This is a genomic window from Pseudomonas sp. JE3303, assembly GCF_056312565.1.
Genome location: NZ_JBWGIF010000007.1, coordinates 137,431 through 154,375 on the forward strand (window position 1 = coordinate 137,431; position 16,945 = coordinate 154,375).

12 protein-coding genes and 1 pseudogene are annotated in these 16,945 nt (G+C 60.1%); 6 read left to right on the forward strand and 7 right to left on the reverse strand.

The window, feature by feature from the left end; all coding sequences use genetic code 11:
* Positions 1 to 45 precede the first annotated feature (45 nt).
* Entirely contained in the window at positions 46 to 1,377 is a 1,332-nt protein-coding gene (locus tag AC0ZZU_RS11955; RefSeq protein WP_476340891.1) for a dicarboxylate/amino acid:cation symporter, read from the reverse strand.
* Positions 1,378 to 1,569: 192 nt separating this feature from the next.
* On the opposite strand from AC0ZZU_RS11955, the gene AC0ZZU_RS11960 reads away from it, so the two are divergent.
* Together AC0ZZU_RS11960 and AC0ZZU_RS11965 are read left to right on the forward strand one after the other, a co-directional pair.
* Positions 1,570 to 2,460, forward strand: coding sequence for a LysR substrate-binding domain-containing protein (locus tag AC0ZZU_RS11960; protein ID WP_476340893.1), 891 nt, complete (start codon positions 1,570 to 1,572; stop codon positions 2,458 to 2,460).
* Between the two features lie 87 nt (positions 2,461 to 2,547).
* Complete coding sequence (locus AC0ZZU_RS11965) at positions 2,548 to 2,739, forward strand: hypothetical protein (protein WP_476340895.1); 192 nt, start codon at positions 2,548 to 2,550, stop codon at positions 2,737 to 2,739.
* Positions 2,740 to 3,224: 485 nt separating this feature from the next.
* Here AC0ZZU_RS11965 and AC0ZZU_RS11970 read toward each other — a convergent pair whose 3' ends face one another.
* The 3 genes from AC0ZZU_RS11970 to AC0ZZU_RS11980 all read right to left on the reverse strand — a co-directional run bounded on the left by AC0ZZU_RS11970 (position 3,225) and on the right by AC0ZZU_RS11980 (position 8,135).
* Entirely contained in the window at positions 3,225 to 3,983 is a 759-nt protein-coding gene (locus AC0ZZU_RS11970; RefSeq protein ID WP_476340897.1) for a class I SAM-dependent methyltransferase, read from the reverse strand.
* A 134-nt stretch (positions 3,984 to 4,117) separates the two neighbouring features.
* The gene (locus tag AC0ZZU_RS11975; protein ID WP_476340899.1) at positions 4,118 to 6,682 is read right to left on the reverse strand and encodes a bifunctional diguanylate cyclase/phosphodiesterase; all 2,565 of its coding nucleotides are present in this window, start codon (positions 6,680 to 6,682) and stop codon (positions 4,118 to 4,120) included.
* Between the two features lie 121 nt (positions 6,683 to 6,803).
* A complete protein-coding gene (locus tag AC0ZZU_RS11980; RefSeq protein WP_476341075.1) occupies positions 6,804 to 8,135 on the reverse strand; it encodes an aminotransferase-like domain-containing protein in 1,332 nt (443 codons plus the stop codon).
* Between the two features lie 83 nt (positions 8,136 to 8,218).
* Here AC0ZZU_RS11980 and AC0ZZU_RS11985 point away from each other — a divergent pair, with 83 nt between their 5' ends.
* Both AC0ZZU_RS11985 and AC0ZZU_RS11990 read left to right on the forward strand, forming a co-directional pair.
* A complete protein-coding gene (locus AC0ZZU_RS11985; protein WP_476340901.1) occupies positions 8,219 to 9,115 on the forward strand; it encodes a DMT family transporter in 897 nt (298 codons plus the stop codon).
* Positions 9,116 to 9,231: 116 nt separating this feature from the next.
* Complete coding sequence (locus AC0ZZU_RS11990) at positions 9,232 to 10,293, forward strand: GlxA family transcriptional regulator (RefSeq protein ID WP_476340903.1); 1,062 nt, start codon at positions 9,232 to 9,234, stop codon at positions 10,291 to 10,293.
* 35 nt (positions 10,294 to 10,328) lie between these two features.
* Here the strand turns inward: AC0ZZU_RS11990 and AC0ZZU_RS11995 are convergent.
* The 3 genes and pseudogenes from AC0ZZU_RS11995 to AC0ZZU_RS12005 all read right to left on the reverse strand — a co-directional run bounded on the left by AC0ZZU_RS11995 (position 10,329) and on the right by AC0ZZU_RS12005 (position 13,750).
* Positions 10,329 to 11,137 (reverse strand): annotated as a pseudogene (locus AC0ZZU_RS11995) (helix-turn-helix transcriptional regulator).
* A 49-nt stretch (positions 11,138 to 11,186) separates the two neighbouring features.
* Positions 11,187 to 12,227 carry an ABC transporter substrate-binding protein gene (locus AC0ZZU_RS12000; RefSeq protein WP_476340905.1) on the reverse strand — a complete coding sequence of 347 codons (1,041 nt, stop codon included), beginning with the start codon at positions 12,225 to 12,227 and terminating at the stop codon, positions 11,187 to 11,189.
* 17 nt (positions 12,228 to 12,244) lie between these two features.
* Entirely contained in the window at positions 12,245 to 13,750 is a 1,506-nt protein-coding gene (locus AC0ZZU_RS12005) for an aldehyde dehydrogenase (RefSeq protein WP_476340907.1), read from the reverse strand.
* A gap of 271 nt (positions 13,751 to 14,021) precedes the next feature.
* On the opposite strand from AC0ZZU_RS12005, the gene AC0ZZU_RS12010 reads away from it, so the two are divergent.
* On the forward strand, positions 14,022 to 15,404 hold the full coding sequence (locus AC0ZZU_RS12010) for an aspartate aminotransferase family protein (protein ID WP_476340909.1): 1,383 nt from the start codon (positions 14,022 to 14,024) through the stop codon (positions 15,402 to 15,404).
* A 122-nt stretch (positions 15,405 to 15,526) separates the two neighbouring features.
* Positions 15,527 to 16,906 carry an APC family permease gene (locus tag AC0ZZU_RS12015; protein WP_476340911.1) on the forward strand — a complete coding sequence of 460 codons (1,380 nt, stop codon included), beginning with the start codon at positions 15,527 to 15,529 and terminating at the stop codon, positions 16,904 to 16,906.
* The last annotated feature ends 39 nt before the right edge of the window (positions 16,907 to 16,945 follow it).

Consider the following 16,945-nt stretch of genomic DNA (forward strand, 5'->3'; position numbering starts at 1 on the left):
CTTACAGCATTTCAAGGCTATGCGCGGGTGCTGACGACAAGGCAATCAAGCGCCGGCAACGGGTGTTTTCACGGTTGGGTTCAGCGTTACTGTCTGTTGGGAAGGGGCTTGCTCAGGCTGGGGCTGGCCGTCAAGCACACGATCCATTTGCTGTTGGTCGAGGGCACCCACCCACTTGGCGATGGCCATGGTGCCGACCGCGTTGCCGATCGTGTTGGTGATGGCGCGGGCTTCGGACATGAAGCGGTCCACGCCAAGCAGCAGCACCATGCCGGCAACCGGAATGTTGTCCATCGTGGCCAACGTGGCTGCGAGGGTGATGAAGCCGGAGCCGGTCACGCCTGCCGAGCCTTTGGAGGTCAGCAACAGCACACCCAGCACGATCAACTGGTCCATGAGCGATAGCGGGGTGTTGGTGGCCTGCGCGATGAAGATGGCCGCCATGGTGTAGTAGATGCACTGACCATCAGGGTTGAAGGTCAGGCCAGAGGGAATGACCAGACCCACGACCGGCTTGGACACCCCCACTTTTTCCAGCTTGGTCATCAGCTGCGGTACCACCGACTCGGAGGAACTGGTCCCCAGGACCGTGAAAAGCTCCTCCTTGAGGTACTTGAGAAACTTCCACAAGCTGAAGCCGGACAGGCGCGAAATGAAGCCCAGGACGATCACAACGAACAGGAAGCAGGTGAGGTACATGGTCGCCACCAGCTTGCCCAGCGACACGATCGAGCCCAGCCCGTACTTGCCAACGGTGAACGCCATGGCGCCGCATGCTGCCAGCGGTGCAACCCGCATGATCATGCCGACAATGTGGAACATGCCGTGGGAGAACGACTCCAGCACATCGACCATGGGTTTGCCGCGCGGCCCCAGATGGGCCAAGGCGATACCGAACAGTGTGGAGAACAGCAGGATCGGCAGGATCTGGTTCTTCGCGAACGCCTCGGTCACGCTGGACGGGATTATCTGCATCAGGAAGTCAGTGAACCCTCCGCCCGCTTCTGCAGCCGCTGTATAAGTGGCGATGCTCGATGCATCCAAGGTGGCGACATCGACGTTCATGCCAGCGCCGGGCTTGACGAAATTGACTACCAGCAGGCCAAGCACCAGTGCGAACGTGGAGAGCACCTCGAAGTAGATCAGTGCCCGCGCCCCTACACGGCCAAGCTCCTTCATGTTTTCCATCTTGGCGATGCCAAGTACAACGGTGGCGAAGATGATGGGGGCAAACACCATCTTGATCAGCTTGATGAACGCATCGCCCAGCGGCTTGAGATCGACGCCGATTTCAGGCCAGAACACGCCGAGGCTGATGCCGACAGCAACGCCGATGAGTACTTGGACGTACAGCTTTCCTATGAGTCGCTTGACCATAGCCTTCTCCGCTTTATTTTTATGAGTCGGATTGATTTGGCTACTGTGCTGACCAGACCCGGGATGGGGCAAAGGCACCGGGCAGAAAAAAGCACAGGTTCTTCTTGTGGCTAATCACGATTGGAAGATACTCGACTTTCCAAAATGCTGTAATACAATGAAATTCACTTCATTATTAACCTGAAGCTAACTATGAACCCTGTCTCCGAGCTGTCTTTTTTCACGCAATTGGTGAGGGTGGGCAGCCTTGCTGCTACTGCTCGGGAAATGAATCTCACGCCGCCTGCCGTCTCAAAGCGTCTGGCACAAATGGAACACCGGCTCGGCGTACGCCTGCTGAACCGCACTACCCGCAGCATCAGCCTCACCGCAGAGGGCGAGACATACCTGCTCAATGCGCAGCGCATCCTGGGTGAGATCGAGGAGATGGAGCGGCAGGTATCCAGTAGCCGTGCGCAACCCAAGGGCCTCTTGCGGGTCAATGCCCCGCTCGGCTTTGGCCGTACCCACGTCGGGCCGGCGATCTCTTCGTTTGTCCAGCGGTATCCTGAAGTCGAAGTGCAGCTGCAACTGAGCGATCGTCCGATCAACCTGCCGGATGATGCAATTGATGTAGCGATCCGCTTCGGTGAATTACCGGACTCGCGGCTGGTGGCGCGCAAGATCGCGGTGAACCGCCGCCTCCTGTGCGCCGCTCCCGCATATCTGAGTGCGGCAGGCTGCCCGCAGACCCCCAAGGAACTCGCACAGCACAACTGCATTGTCCTGCGCCAGAACGATGCAGCCTTCGGGAACTGGCGGCTGAGCAAGGGCAAGCAGGTCGAGACTGTCAAGGTACGCGGCGGCCTGAGTACCAACGATGGAGAGGTAGCATTGAACTGGGCACTGGATGGTCATGGCATCCTCATGCGTGCCGAGTGGAACCTGGCGGAACATCTGCGTAGCGGCAGGCTGGTCGAATTGCTGGCGGATTACCAGACGCCCTCGGCAGACATCTACGCGGTGTATCTGGAGCGGCTTAACCTGTCAGCCAAGGTGTCTTTCTTCATCGAACACCTGCGTGACTTCTTTCGTTTCAAATAGAGTGACGGTTTCGTTCGAAAGGGATCTGGCTGAGGGATGCGGGGTGATCCATGAAATGCTTACATCCCACACATGACGGAGAAACACATGACAGGAACTATCCATATCGCAGCAGCACTGATGCTCAATTCACAAGGAAAGGCATTGCTCGTCCGCAAACAAGGCACGACAGCATTGTCGAATCTTGTCGATCTCGACCTGGCGCCGCTGACGCGTGATCTGGTTCTGCCATTGCACTTCACATCCACACCGGGAGCCTCTGCTCTTGCTGAAAGCTGACATTCCGACCGTGCGCAACATTAGCGCATGGCCACAAGACCTCGCCCAGACAATCCTGGGCAAAGCCGGTCATAGCACCAAACTAGACGACGATATCGAAGGTGAAGTTGCGCTTTGACGCAACGGCCACGACTGCGGGCGAAAATCGCTAGGCGCTTCCGCCCTCTATGTCGAGTGCTGCTGCCTTCAAGCAAAAGGCCTAACGAACAGGCCCTGTCATCTACATGGCGCTTTCGAGAACCAATTAATCACCGGCCTGTCACAACCGGTCGTTGATGTGCAACGACCGGCCGAGACTAGTCCGGCAGGATTCCCACCGCAAGCGCTCAAAGGCGGTAGAAGGATAATTCGGAAATGTCCTACACGATATAGGTGAAGTCTGAAGTTTTGCCGTCTTTTGAGGCTGATAAGTGGAGTCCGCCCGCCGCTATTTACACATTGCGTGCGGCCGTAACCCGACCTGTGAACCCACGTTGTAAGTCAGCTCAGAGCCGCCCTATCCTCATGTTGATTGGCCAGGTGACCACCCGCTTGGCATCCGGCTCACCCCAAATAGCGGCCATATCGCTGGCAAAGCGATGCAGCACCGACTCCTGCCCAGCCTCCTTGGCACGCCGCACCGCGGACCAGGTAGAGATATACCCTAGAAATTCCGAAAGGCTCCACTCCAGGGTGATAGCGATGGGCTGCCCGGCAATCTCCGTAAACGGAAACTCCAGTGTGGCATAGCCGCTGTCCACGAGCTTGCGCTCTGCTGGCCAGAAGGGGCCGATTTCTTTCCAGTAGAAACGCTCGAAGCGCTCATTGATATCGGCGTCCAGGCTCAGTACGCCATAGCTGATGAGCGCAAGAATGGCACCTGGCGTGGCCACGCGGCGGACTTCAGCATAGAACCGGGGCAGATCGAACCAGTGTGCGGCCTGCGCGGCAGTGATCAGATCGGCGTTGCGCGCCGGCAACGGTAGATCTTCGGCGGGCGCACATCGATAGCTCACATTCTCCTGCTCCGGCGCGTGCTGGATCTGATCCTCGCTGGGATCAAAACCTGATACCGAACTGAAGTACGGCGCCAGGTGCTTGGTCAGCTGACCATTGCCACAGCCGACATCAACCGCCACTGCCCTGCCCGGTGCCAACGAGGCAAGGTAGGCCGCCAGTGCCTGCGGGTATTCCGGGCGAAACCGCGCGTAGGCTTGCGCCCCCTGGTCGAACCAGTTCCTGGATGGGGTCATGCCACTAGTCATCAATCCACTCCTGCGTTGAGTACCAGCTTTAGTTCGCTGAGCCGCTGTGGAAATTCCCTGCGATCCGGTGGTTTGCCGGTGTTTTGCAACACCCGTCGAATGGGGTGACTGTTAATTCACCCCCTGCCCTCTGCTCAGGCCCCAAGCCTCCAGATCCCATCAAGTGCCGTACTGTCCACGGGCCTGCTCAGGTAATAGCCCTGACCCTCATCACAGTCGGCCAACTGCAAAGACTGCAGCTGTTCCAACGTTTCAATCCCTTCGGCCGTCACTGTCAGTGAGAGCGCACGACCCAGCCCGATCACCGCTTGAACAACTGCAAGATCAACGGAGCTCTCTCCCAGCTTGTTGACGAAACTGCGGTCTATCTTCAGCCCATCGAACGGAAACGAGCGCAGGTAACCAAGAGTGGAGTAGCCGGTACCGAAGTCATCCATCGATAACCGCACGCCCAGGCGCTTGAGGCCTTGCATCACGGTAAGCGCCAGGTCGGCATCCTCCAGCACGAGGCTTTCGGTCAATTCCAGTTCAAGCCTCGCAGCCGCAAGGCCCGACCTCTCCAAGGCAGCCTGCACGCGCTCAACCAGCTGGCCACACTGAAACTCCCCGAACGATACGTTGACCGACACAAACAGCGGCTCCGGCCATAGTGCCGCCTGTGTGCACGCAGCGTTCAGCACCCAGTCGCCCAGCGCTGTGATAAGCCCTGTTTCTTCGGCGATGGGGATGAATTCATCCGGGCTCATGAGGCCTCTCTGCGGATGCTGCCAACGTACCAGCGCTTCGGCCCCGACCCGTTGGCCGTCGCTGACCCGAAATCGCGGTTGAAACCTCAGCTCCAGCTGCCCGTGCTTGATGCCATAGCGAAGATCGCTTTCCAGGCGCCGGCGCTCGATGATGCGTTCGTTCATGTCGCTGGCATAGAAGCGCCACGTCCCGCGGCCGCTGGCCTTGGCCTCGTAGAGCGCAATATCCGAATAGCGCAGCAGTTCGGTCGCCTGTGACGCATCCAGCGGCGCGAGGGCAATACCCACACTGGCGCTGACGAAAATATTCTGATCATCGACGACGATGACCTGCTCGATCAGCTCGATCAACCGCCGGCACACTGCCTCCACCTCGGGCTGATCTATCTTGCCGACCAGGACCAGTACGAATTCGTCACCCCCTACCCTGGCCACGATATCTTCAGCGCGCACGCACTGAGTGATTCGACCTGCCACCTGATGCAGGACGCGATCACCCGTGGCATGCCCAAGCAAGTCATTGACCGGCTTGAAACGGTCGAGGTCGATGGTCAGCATGGCCAGGGGCTGAGCGGGCATCGACGCCAGCGCCAGCCGGGCATCCAGGAAATCACGCAACCGAGCGCGATTCGGCAGGCCTGTCAGTACGTCGTGCCGCGAGAGATACTCGACACGCTGGCGTGCTTCGATTTCCTCCGTGACATCGGTAGCGGTTCCCCTGAAACCCTGTGCCCCGATGTTACGCGCGGCGATTCGTGCGATGCGTTGGCGCTGGTGCACGTCCGTGTAGCGGCACTCCATGACGTTGTCGCCCACACACTCCGCGCCGCGCAGCCAATCCAGCAAGGCCCCGGCCGGGGGAGCTATGAACTCATCGATCGAAGCGCCGAGCCAGCGAAGCTTGGGCAGGCCAGTAACGCTCTCGAAGCGGTCGGACAGATAGGTCACGCGCCCCTGGGTATCGATCTCCCAGATCCAGTCGGAGCTCGCTTCGGCGACATCGCGAAAGCGTGATTCGCTGATCGACAGAGCGGCCTGACTACGCTTGAGCAGGTCGTGACTGGCGTCCACGGTGCGAGCAGCCGCTGCATTACGGCGCGACATGACCCATGTCATCAGCAGCAATGTGAGCCCGCTCAGGACTATCATCGGCAAAACGAAAATGGCCATCTGTCGACCAGCTCTCACCGCATCCCATTGCAAGCGGATGAGGTTGCCGTCGTCGCCCTGCAAGACGACCTGTGACTGTGCGTCCTTACCGTCCGCCGCCAGGCGCAAGCCCTTTATGCCCAAGGTCTGGCCTATTTCTTCCAGGATTGCCGCATCTAGCAGCTTGACCAGCAACATCACCGAGGCGGACCTGCCGTCTGGCTCGACCGTTGGGTCGGTACCCGGTGTGATGGCCGCTGCGGTGATGAAAGCAGGCGTACCGTGGTGCATGATCAACAGTGTGACGACTTCCCCCTCTTCGGCACCGGCCCGGGCTGCGTTCACCAGCGCACCTACAGGCTGCCCGAGCCAGGCGGGGGCCGAGATATCGACCAGCTTGCCGTCAATTACCGAATACATCGTGCGGTCGAAAGAGCTGACCACGAACAGGCCATTGAAACCGTAATCCTCGAACAGTGGCGGGCCGAAATTTTCCCGTACGTATGCCCATTCGACACTCACCTGAGAGTGCAGGAACTTGTATGCATCACCCCAAAAGGCATAGTCGATCGCGGTCACCTTTTGAGACTTTTTCACCGTCGCGAGGCTTTTCTCGATCAGCGATTGGGTCTGGCGTTCTTCGGCCCGATCCAGGTTGTACGCGAAATACATCAACAGCCCGACCCCCAACGCGAAGGCAATTGCGAGGATTGCCGCGAAGGTCGATGCAGATTTACGGGAAAGTGACACACTCGTACGCGTGCTGACATCTCGATCAGCGGGATTGGAGACCGGCTTGGACATGGGTTAGATCGCGATGTATGGATTCACTGTCTTTCGGCCGGCTTGGGGCTTTCATGAAGGTGAGACGACGAGCTGCAGCCGGCATTTGGCCAGCCCTGGTGCTCAAGCTTCCAACACAGCATCACGAATAGACGCCGACCACCCACGCGACACGCTTCAAGGCAGCCTCCAGCGATTTCATGTCGGTCGATCCAAGTGCCAGCCGAATTGCATGCGGAACATGCATAGAAGTGGAAAACGGTTCAGCCGTCGAGACGGATATCTGCTCTTGCATCAGCGCCATGGTGATCTTGTCGGCGCGGGCGTCGTCGGCCAGCGGTATCCAGAGGAAGTAGGATGATGGATGGCTCACATAGGCAATGCCTTTGAGGACCCTTGCCGCGAGTGCCTGCCTCGACTGGGCATCATGGCGTTTTTCCGCTTCCAGCCTGGCAACGGTGCCGTCATCCAACCATCCCGTAGCGATGGCTGTCAGAACGCCAGGAGTGTTCCAGGTGGTAGCGCGAATTGCCCGTTCCAACTTCGGATTCAGGTGTGATGGTGCTGCTACGAAGCCAACCCGCAGTCCCGTTGCCACGCTTTTCGAAAGCCCCGAGACATACACTGTTCGCTCAGGTGCCAGCTGTGCCACCGGGGGCGGCGCGTCCTCAACCAGATAGGCGTAGGCCGCATCCTCAATGATTGTCAGATCATGCTTACTGGCGATGGCAGCAAGACGCTCCCGGTCGCTCAATGGCATTACCCAACCAAGCGGGTTATGCAACGTTGGCATTGTGTAGATCGCGCGGACAGGACGGTTTTTGCAAAGCCGCTCCAGGGCGCTGAGATCGAGGCCGTTTTCGGATGAAGCAACTGCGACAATCTCCAGGTGGAGGGCCTCGGCAAGCACCTTGAAACCCGAATAGGTCAATGCATCGGCAGCAATGACATCGCCTGGGCGTAACAGCGCCATCAACGTCACCGCCAGGCCGTGCTGAGCTCCATTCACCAGAAGGACTTGAGCCGCTTCAACTTCAAGGCCTCGCTCTCGAAGGTGACGTGCTGCCGAAGCGCGCTCATGAATTCTTCCGCCGTGAGGTTGATAACGCAGAAGGGATTCCAGGTCTCCCGAGAGCGCCAGTTGCCTGAGCGCTGTGCGCAGCAACTCGGCCTGTCCCGGTAGCGAGGGATAGTTGAAGTTGAGATCGATCATCCCAGCGGCGACATCCTGCTGATCGATGCCATGACTCAGCGGCAGCGATGTCTCACGCACGAAGGTACCGCGCCCGGTTTCGCCGCTCACGAGCCCCATTTGCTCAAGCTCTGCGTAGATCCTGCTGGCCGTCACCAAGGCGACCCCTTCCCTCTTTGCAAGCTCACGATGGGTAGGCAGACGAGTGCCAGGAGGGAGTTTTCCGGCACGGATGTCAGCGGCAAGGGCGTCAACGACTGCTTTGTAGCGCGAGCGAGGCATGGGGAATGTATCCATTACAATTTCTTGATTGTATTGCCAGGTAGATCGTACGCTTTGCTCACTCAAGCAGCGAGGTACCAGCCATGAGCACCACAACTGATCTACCCGATCAATGCAGCGACAAGACCACCAGCGGATGGGTCAATGGGCTGATTGGTGTGCTCATCTTCAGCGGTTCGCTGCCAGCCACTAGAGTCGCTGTCATGGAGTTCGATCCGCTCTTTCTTACAGTTGCTCGCGCGAGCATCGCTGGACTGCTGGGGCTGGCGCTGCTTCTGCTGTTCAAGGAGAAGCGTCCTTCACGTAGTCAGATCATTGCGTTGGTCGTAGTAGCGCTTGGCGTCGTTGTGGGTTTCCCGCTGCTGACCGCGATGGCTTTGCAGTACGTCACTTCAGCCCATTCGATTGTGTTCATTGGGCTGTTGCCCCTCGCCACAGCGGCCTTTGGTGTTTTGCGCGGCGGTGAGCGCCCACGCATGGCCTTTTGGGTCTTTTCGATCGCGGGCAGCCTGCTTGTCGTCGGATTTGCGTTATCCCAAGGGCTGACTGCCTCGCCTGAAGGAGACATCCTGATGTTGCTTTCGATAGTGGCTTGCGGGCTCGGTTACGCGGAAGGCGCCAGACTGTCGAAGGTTCTCGGTGGTTGGCAGGTGATTTCCTGGGCCCTGGTCATATCCCTTCCAGTGATGGCGGCACTGACGCTCTACAAATTGCCGGAAAGCTTCACAGGCATCTCGGCGCCAGCCTGGATCAGCCTTGCCTATGTCTCAGTGTTCAGCATGCTGGTCGGTTTCGTCTTCTGGTATCGCGGTTTGGCGCAGGGTGGCATCGCGGCAGTTGGACAACTGCAATTGCTCCAGCCTTTTTTCGGCCTAGCGTTGGCAGCGACCCTGCTGCATGAGCGCGTGAGTCTTGGAATGCTTGGCGTGACCGTCGCGGTGATTCTTTGCGTGGCTGGAGCGAAGAGGTTCTCGAAGTGATCATGCCGTAGTCACTTTTTGTCCCAATTTTTCTATTTGCTGAGACTAATGTGATATCCCGGACCTACCACTCCCTCTAAGATGTCGGCAGTCACGATGAGGTGAGGTATTCGTCCATGGTTCACCAAGAGCACTGTGACCCGCTGCCGGAGGCAGATATCAAGCTGCCCGTAAAGCCTGAATTGAGGGTGGGTTTCGTGCTGCTGAACCAGTTCACGCTGGTGCCGGTCGCGGGACTCGTGGATTCGCTGCGCTTCGCGGCGGACAAATCCTTCCGCAGCCAACAACTGTTCTGCCAGTGGGACTGGATGACGCTGAATGACCTGCCCATTACCGCCAGTTGCGGCATGCCCATTCTGCCCACCAAGCCACTCAACATGTTCGCCCAGTACGACTACATCGTTATTGCCGGGGGGCTTCTGGGAGAGACGCGCAACCCACCCGACTGGCTGCTGGATGCCCTGAAGGCCGTCAACGCTGCAAACATTCCCGTCATCGCCCTGTGCTCTGGCTCGTTCGTACTTGGCAAGGCAGGCCTGCTGGACGGGCGCCGCTGCGCTGTGCATTTCACACTGCGCGACGAGTTCAAGGAACGTTTCCCCGCGTCCACGATGGTCATCGACAAAAGCTACGTGGACGACAGAGGCATCATCACCTGCCCAGGCGGCACCGCCATCGACCTGGCCGCCAACCTGATCAGGCGCCACTGCGGTTCAGTCCGGGCTCAAAAAGGCCTTGAATATCTACTTGTGGAAGAACGCAGGGAAGATGAGCGAGCGACAGCGGCCAGTGAAAGCGTGTACCAGCACGACCGGGTTCATCGCGCTATCGAATTCATGCGCGCTCATCTGGACGCCTCCATGACATTGCAGACGGTCGCTGAGGCCGTAGGCACCCACCCAAGACAGCTGCACCGCGAGTTTGTCGCCAACACTCAAGAGCCGCCGGCCAATTACTGGCGCAAATTGCGCCTGGAACATGCGCGTCGCCTGCTGGTCAACACCAGCCAGAACATCACCACCATCGCCCTCGCCTGCGGGTTCTCGGACGCGTCCCATTTCATACTGTGGTTCCGCAAACAGTACGGAGAGACGCCCTACACCTTCCGCAAACGACGCCATGAGGTGGAGCGTTTCGACTGGCATGGCGACAGCGCTGGCCTGGACCCGGATCTGTAGCGAAGAAAAACGCCGCAACTTGCAAAGCGCATGGCTCAGCGCCTGCGGTGCAGGTAGCTTTCCAAAGGGTCTTTGCTCAGCCCTTCCTGGGCCTGGGCCACGGAGTCGATGAAGAGCGAAAACAGTTCGGACTGCTTGGCGATGTCCAGCTTGGCGTACAGGTGCTTGCGGTGTGTCTTGACGGTTTCTTCGCTGATACCCAGACGCTCTGCGAGTGACCGGACGGAGTGACCGCGAAGCATGTACTGCGCCACCAGGCACTCACGCTCGGTCAACAACGACGAGCCGAACCGGGTCAGCGCCGCGTTGATCTGCCGGCCAAGCGCGCTTTCGAAGCGCCCGCCCAGGGAGTCCGCGTCAAGGTCGCCCCAATGCCGGCGCACGACCGCCAGCACCCAGGGGGCGATGCGCTTGAGCGCGTCGACCTGCCGCCGGTTCAGCCGGCGGTACTGGCCAGGGCAACCGCGATGGTCAGCTTGGGCCCAAGCGGCACAATGTAGTTGAGCTCGTCTTCAAGACGCGCATGCTGGTAGAAGGAAAGGAAGTATTCGCTGCGTCTGAAGTGGTCGGGTGCCACGTCGCTCAGCCGGTAGCAACCCGGCGCGATGCTGTCCATGCAGGCCCGGTAGAAGGGGCACAGCAGGTAGAAGCCCTCCAGGTACTTTCGGACACTGCCTTCAGGCATCCACGGCCCTTCCTCGTCCCGCTCGAAAAGTGCCGAAGGCAACCCCTCGTGCGGGAACAGGAAGACCGTGATGGCCTGGGCGGGTGCCAGGTAGTTGATCGCAGCGAACAGCGAATCGACGAACCCAGAAGTGCCGATGCCATCGACCACCCGCGCCATGTGGACGAACCACGCTTCGGACCCGAGGCGGTCCTTGGTCAAAAGGGCATCAGCGGGCTGCCCAGGCATTGAAACGCTCTTCAAGCTCTTCACCGTGATCGACCCAGAACTCGGCGTTCACCAATTGCGCATCGGCAAGGTTGGTGGGGGCCGTTGGAAGCTGATGCTGGACCTCCGAGGGCAGTTGAGCAAGTGCTTCGGTGCGTACGGGGCCGTATGGAATCTGGGTGGAAAAGGCTTTCTGCGACTCGGCCTGGCTGGCGAAAGTGATGAATTTCTCCGCCAGTTCCTTGTTCTTGGACCCTCGCACGATCGCCCAGTGATCAGGGTCGTACAGGCTGCCCTGCCAGACAATGCCAAGCTTGGAGCCATCCTTCTGGGCGGAGGCGATCCGGCCGTTGTATGCCGCGGACATCACCACATCGCCGGCCACCAGCCACTGGGGCGGTTGCGCGCCGGCCTCCCACCACTGGATGTTCTGCTTGATTTGGTCGAGCTTGCGAAACGCTCGATTCACCCCCTCTGGTGTTGCCAGTACTGTGTAGAGATCGTCGCGCGAGATGCCGTCGGCGAGCAGTGCCACTTCCAAGGTGTACTTGGCGCCTTTGCGCAGGCCGCGCTTGCCCGGGAAGCGCTGGGTATCCCAGAAATCGGCCCATGAGGCAGGCCCGGTGGCGAGCTTTTGTGTGTTGTAGGCAAGCACCATGGACCATACATAGCTGGCCACACCGCATTCGCTTACGGTACCGGGCAGATAGTTCGACTGATCGCCCAGCAGCGCGGGGTCGATACGCTCGAAAAGCCCTTCCTCGCAGCCTCGGAGAAGCTCCGGGCTTTCCACCTCCACCACGTCCCATGAAACATGACCGACATCGACCATGGCCTTGATCTTTGAAAGTTCGCCGTTGTATTCACCCGCCACCACCTTTGCCGCCCCGCTTTGTTCAAAGGGCTGGAAGTAGGCCGCCTGCTGGGCGGCCTTGGTAGCGCCGCCAAACGAGATGACCGTGAGACTGGAAGGGTTGCAGAACGCTGGAGCGCTTACAGCGCTGAGCACGGCAAGGCTGAACGACGCGGTGAATATACGCATGGAGAAACCCTCACGATTTAACGAAGCTGGAACCAGGTGGTTTTCAGTTGGGTGTACTTGTCAAAAGCGTGCAGCGAAAGGTCACGGCCGAACCCGGACTGCTTGCCACCCCCGAACGGGACGGTAAGGTCGAGTGCGTCCATGGTGTTGACCGACACCGTGCCGGCCTTCAGTGCCTTGGCTACGCGATGGGCACGATTCAGGTCATCGCTCCATACCGAAGCAGCCAGGCCGTAGACGCTGTCATTGGCCAGCGAGATGGCCTCTTCTTCGCCATCGAAGGCACTGATGGCAAGCACCGGCCCGAAGATCTCCTCCCGGGCAAGTGCGCTGTCGTGCTTCACCTCGCCAAATATCGTGGGCTGGATGAAGTTGGAGGAGCCATTGAAGGTCAGTTGCTCCCCACCGCTCAGCAGCTTCGCGCCATCTTCACTCGCCTGGCCGATCGCACGCATGATGCGGGTGGTCTGCTCGCTGTCGACGATTGCCCCCGCAGCGCTGGCAGGGTCCAGCGGGTCACCTGGCATCCAGGATCGAGACTTTGCGATCACACGTTCGACGAACTCGTCATGGATGGAGCGCTGCACGTACAACTGGGAGTTGGCCGAGCACACCTCACCCTGATTGAAGAAGATCCCGAACGCCGCTTTTTCGGCAGCCAGATCGAGGTCCTGGCAGTCGGCAAACACAAGGTTCGGGCTCTTGCCGCCGCACTCCAGCCAGACCTGCTTGAGATTGGACCGAGCGGAGTACTGCATGAAGTACTTGCCCACCTGGGTCGATCCGGTAAACACCAGGCAATCAACGTCGGGATGAAGCCCCAAGGCCCTGCCTGCGCTCACACCCAGACCGGGAACCACGTTCAGCACGCCCTCCGGAATGCCCGCTTCCAGCGCGAGCTGCCCCAGTCGCAAGGCCGAGAAAGGCGACTGTTCAGCGGGTTTCAAGATCACGCTGTTACCGGCAGCCAGTGCCGGCGCCAGTTTCCAGGCTGCCATGTCCAGCGGGAAGTTCCACGGCACGACTGCAGCGATGACGCCCAAGGCTTCCCGCGTGATGGTGGCCAATGCATTGGCAGCGGTTGGCGCGACCTGGTCGTACACCTTGTCCAGGGCCTCGCCGTACCAGGCGAATACCCCGGCAGCACCCGGCACGTCGATGTTGTAGGCATCCATGACAGGCTTGCCCATGTTCATCGAATCAAGCAGGGCCAGCTCTTCGCGGTGCTCCAGCAGCAGTTCGGACAGCCTGACCAGCATCTTCTTGCGCTGCGCCGGTGCCATGCGCGCCCAGGAACCTTCGTTGAACGCATGGCGAGCCGAGCGCACGGCGAGGTCGACCTCCTCCTCGCCACAGGCCGCCACCTGGGCGAGCAACCGGTTCGTGGCCGGGTTGATGGCATCGAAAGTAGCCCCCGAGGAAGACTTCACCGAGCGGCCGCCAATGAGCGCGGTATCGATGAATGTTTGGCGGTAGGCCCGCTGCTGCCAGAAGTCATGGTCGAACACGCTGCACTCCCACATCGACCGCTGAGACGGTCAGTTGTTATTGATATGGGCTGATGGTGCTCCACCTACGCGGCGAGGAAAATTAGTAAAAATGTTCTCCAGTCATATGAAAAAGCTCTGTAGCCGAGCACCGCGCCGGGGCCTTCTGCGCCTCACCCCAACGGGTGATTTCGGGGAATTTCGGAGTGTGGGAGCATATTTCCAACCCCGGCGCTCAGGACACCGGCACACGCCGCTGAGCAGCCCCTCCTCGCCTTGCGCCATCAACAAGAAAGAGAACAGAGCCATGAACGCACGCTTCGCACCGCAACGAGATACCCAGGACTATCAGCAGGCTGACGCCGCCCACCACATCCACGCGTTTGTGGACCAGAAAGCGCTGAATGCCGAAGGGCCGCGGGTAATGGTCCGGGGCGAGCGCCTGAACCTGTGGGACAACGACGGTAACCGCTACCTGGATGGCATGTCGGGCCTGTGGTGCACCCAGCTCGGCTATGGCCGCAAGGACCTGAGCGCCGCGGCAGCCGCGCAGATGGACCAACTGCCCTACTACAACATGTTCTTCCATACGACTCACCCGGCGGTGATCGAGCTTTCCGAACTGCTCTTCAGCCTGCTTCCTGCGCACTACAGCCACGCGATCTACACCAACTCCGGCTCCGAAGCCAACGAGGTGCTGATCCGTACCGTGCGCCGTTACTGGCAAGTGGTTGGCAAGCCGCAGAAGAAGGTGATGATTGGCCGCTGGAACGGTTACCACGGCTCGACCCTGGCGGCCACTGCCCTGGGCGGCATGAAGTTCATGCACGAGATGGGCGGGATGATTCCGGATATCGCGCACATCGATGAGCCTTACTGGTACGCCCAGGGTGGCGACCTGACCCCGGCCGAATTCGGTCGGCGCTGCGCCCTGCAACTTGAAGAGAAGATCCTCGAACTGGGTGCCGAGCATGTTGCCGGCTTCATCGCAGAGCCATTCCAGGGCGCCGGCGGCATGATCTTCCCGCCAGAAAGCTACTGGCCTGAAATCCAGCGCATCTGCCGCCAGTACGACGTGCTGCTGTGCGCGGACGAAGTGATCGGCGGCTTTGGCAGGACGGGCGAGTGGTTCGCGCACGAGCATTTCGACTTCCAGCCAGACACCCTGTCCATCGCCAAGGGCCTGACCAGCGGCTACGTGCCCATGGGCGGCCTGGTGCTGGGCAGGCGCATCGCCGAAGCCCTGGTCGAGCGCGGCGGCGTATTTGCCCACGGACTCACGTACTCCGGGCACCCGGTCGCTGCGGCGGTGGCTGTGGCCAACCTCAAGGCCTTGCGTGATGAGGGCATCGTGCGTCAGGTGAAGGACGACACAGGACCGTATCTGCAGCGGATCCTGCGCGAGGTGTTCGCTGAGCATCCCTTGATCGGCGACATCCAAGGGACAGGGCTGCTGGCCGCCTTGCAGTTCGCCGAAGACAAGGCCACCCGCAAGCGCTTCGACAACGAGAACGACCTGGCCTGGCAGTGCCGCACCTTCGGTTTCGAGGAAGGCGTGATCATCCGCTCGACCCTTGGCCGCATGATCATGGCGCCCGCCCTGGTCGCCACTCGCGGGGAGCTCGACGAGCTGGTCGAGAAAACCCGCATCGCCGTGGACCGCACCGCGCGGATCGTCGGCAGGCTCTGATTTGACGAGGTAGTGCCCTCCCTAGCAAGGGTGGGCACCCTGCGTCCTGCTGAAAACCTCAACCACGGCCGCGAGCCGCTCGCGCACCGCAGCGTCCTGTATCCGATTACCGGGAGTTCGCAATGCATACAACAACAAAGACAGCCGACACTCACCTCCACCCTTGCCCATCGCAAGCACCAGCCACGGGCCGCTTCCGCACCTCCATGGGTCTCACCGCGCTGGTGCTGTTCGGCCTTGCCTACATGGTCCCGCTGGCCGTCTTCACCACCTACGGCCTGGTCACCCAGATGACCAAGGGGCATTTGCCCACCGCCTACCTGCTGACACTCGCCGCCATGTTGCTGACTGCGTACAGCTACGGCCGCATGGTGCAGGCCCACCCGCAATCAGGCTCGGTCTATACCTACACCCGCAAGGCCTTCGGCAGCTACTTCGGTTTCATGGCCGGCTGGACGCTGTTGCTCGACTACATCTTCTTGCCGCTGCTCAGCTACCTGCTGATCGGCATCTACATGTCCGAGTACTTCCCGGCAGTGCCCGCCTGGGTATGGGTCATCGGCTCCATTGCCCTGGTGACGCTCCTCAACCTGGTGGGCATCGAATCCATCACACGGGTCAACTGGATCCTGGTCGTCGTCCAGCTGGTGTTCATCGTCGTCTTCGTCGCACTGTCGATCCACAACCTGGCCGAGCAATCCGAGCCGGTGTCGCTGTTCAAGCCTTTCCATCATGAAGGCTTCAGCGTGCCGCTGATCATGACGGGGGCTGCGGTGCTGTGCCTGTCGTTCCTGGGCTTTGACGCCGTCTCCACCATGGCCGAGGAAACCACCAACCCGACCTACCGTATTCCGCTGGCGATCATGGTGGTGTCGCTGGTCGGCGGCCTGTTGTTCCTACTGGTGTCCTATTTCGCCCAGTCGGTCTACCCCGAGTGGAACACCTTCGCCGACCCGGACTCGGCATCGGTGGACGTCATGCGTCGCGTGGGAGGTGAATTGCTGGTGACCGCCTTCACTGCCACCTACGTGGCCGGCTGCTTTGCCTCGGCCATGGTGTCGCAGGCCAGCGTATCCCGCGTGCTGTTCGCCATGGGCCGCGATGGCGCGCTGCTGCGCGTGTTTGGCCAGCTGGTCACGAAGAAACGCGTACCGGCTACAGCCATCGTGCTGGTCAGCATCCTGTCGCTCATCGCCCTGTTCATCACCCTGGACACCGTCGCCAACATGATCAGCTTCGGCGCCCTGTTTGCCTTCTCGGCGGTCAACCTCGCGGTCGTGAAGCACTACCTGGTGGACCAGAAACTGCGCGGCACCCGAAACTGGCTGCTTTATGGCGCCATACCGGCACTGGGCTTTCTCAGCACCCTCTGGTTGTGGACCAGCCTGTCGAGCATGTCGTTCACGATCGGCCTGTGCTGGATGGGCTTGGGGATCGTCTGCCTCCTTGGGATTACCCAGGGGTTTCGTGTGAAGCTCCCAGAGTTGCACATGGCGCAGTGAGGGCGTGCGGTTAGCGCCTGCAGTCAAGCTGCCCGCTGA

Coding starts and splice junctions, on each gene's coding strand:
- AC0ZZU_RS11955 (WP_476340891.1), bottom strand. CDS start 1,377: ATGGTCAAGCGACTCATAGGAAAGCTGTACGTCCAAGTACTCATCGGC.
- AC0ZZU_RS11960 (WP_476340893.1), top strand. CDS start 1,570: ATGAACCCTGTCTCCGAGCTGTCTTTTTTCACGCAATTGGTGAGGGTG.
- AC0ZZU_RS11965 (WP_476340895.1), top strand. CDS start 2,548: ATGACAGGAACTATCCATATCGCAGCAGCACTGATGCTCAATTCACAA.
- AC0ZZU_RS11970 (WP_476340897.1), bottom strand. CDS start 3,983: ATGACTAGTGGCATGACCCCATCCAGGAACTGGTTCGACCAGGGGGCG.
- AC0ZZU_RS11975 (WP_476340899.1), bottom strand. CDS start 6,682: ATGTCCAAGCCGGTCTCCAATCCCGCTGATCGAGATGTCAGCACGCGT.
- AC0ZZU_RS11980 (WP_476341075.1), bottom strand. CDS start 8,135: ATGCCTCGCTCGCGCTACAAAGCAGTCGTTGACGCCCTTGCCGCTGAC.
- AC0ZZU_RS11985 (WP_476340901.1), top strand. CDS start 8,219: ATGAGCACCACAACTGATCTACCCGATCAATGCAGCGACAAGACCACC.
- AC0ZZU_RS11990 (WP_476340903.1), top strand. CDS start 9,232: ATGGTTCACCAAGAGCACTGTGACCCGCTGCCGGAGGCAGATATCAAG.
- AC0ZZU_RS12000 (WP_476340905.1), bottom strand. CDS start 12,227: ATGCGTATATTCACCGCGTCGTTCAGCCTTGCCGTGCTCAGCGCTGTA.
- AC0ZZU_RS12005 (WP_476340907.1), bottom strand. CDS start 13,750: ATGTGGGAGTGCAGCGTGTTCGACCATGACTTCTGGCAGCAGCGGGCC.
- AC0ZZU_RS12010 (WP_476340909.1), top strand. CDS start 14,022: ATGAACGCACGCTTCGCACCGCAACGAGATACCCAGGACTATCAGCAG.
- AC0ZZU_RS12015 (WP_476340911.1), top strand. CDS start 15,527: ATGCATACAACAACAAAGACAGCCGACACTCACCTCCACCCTTGCCCA.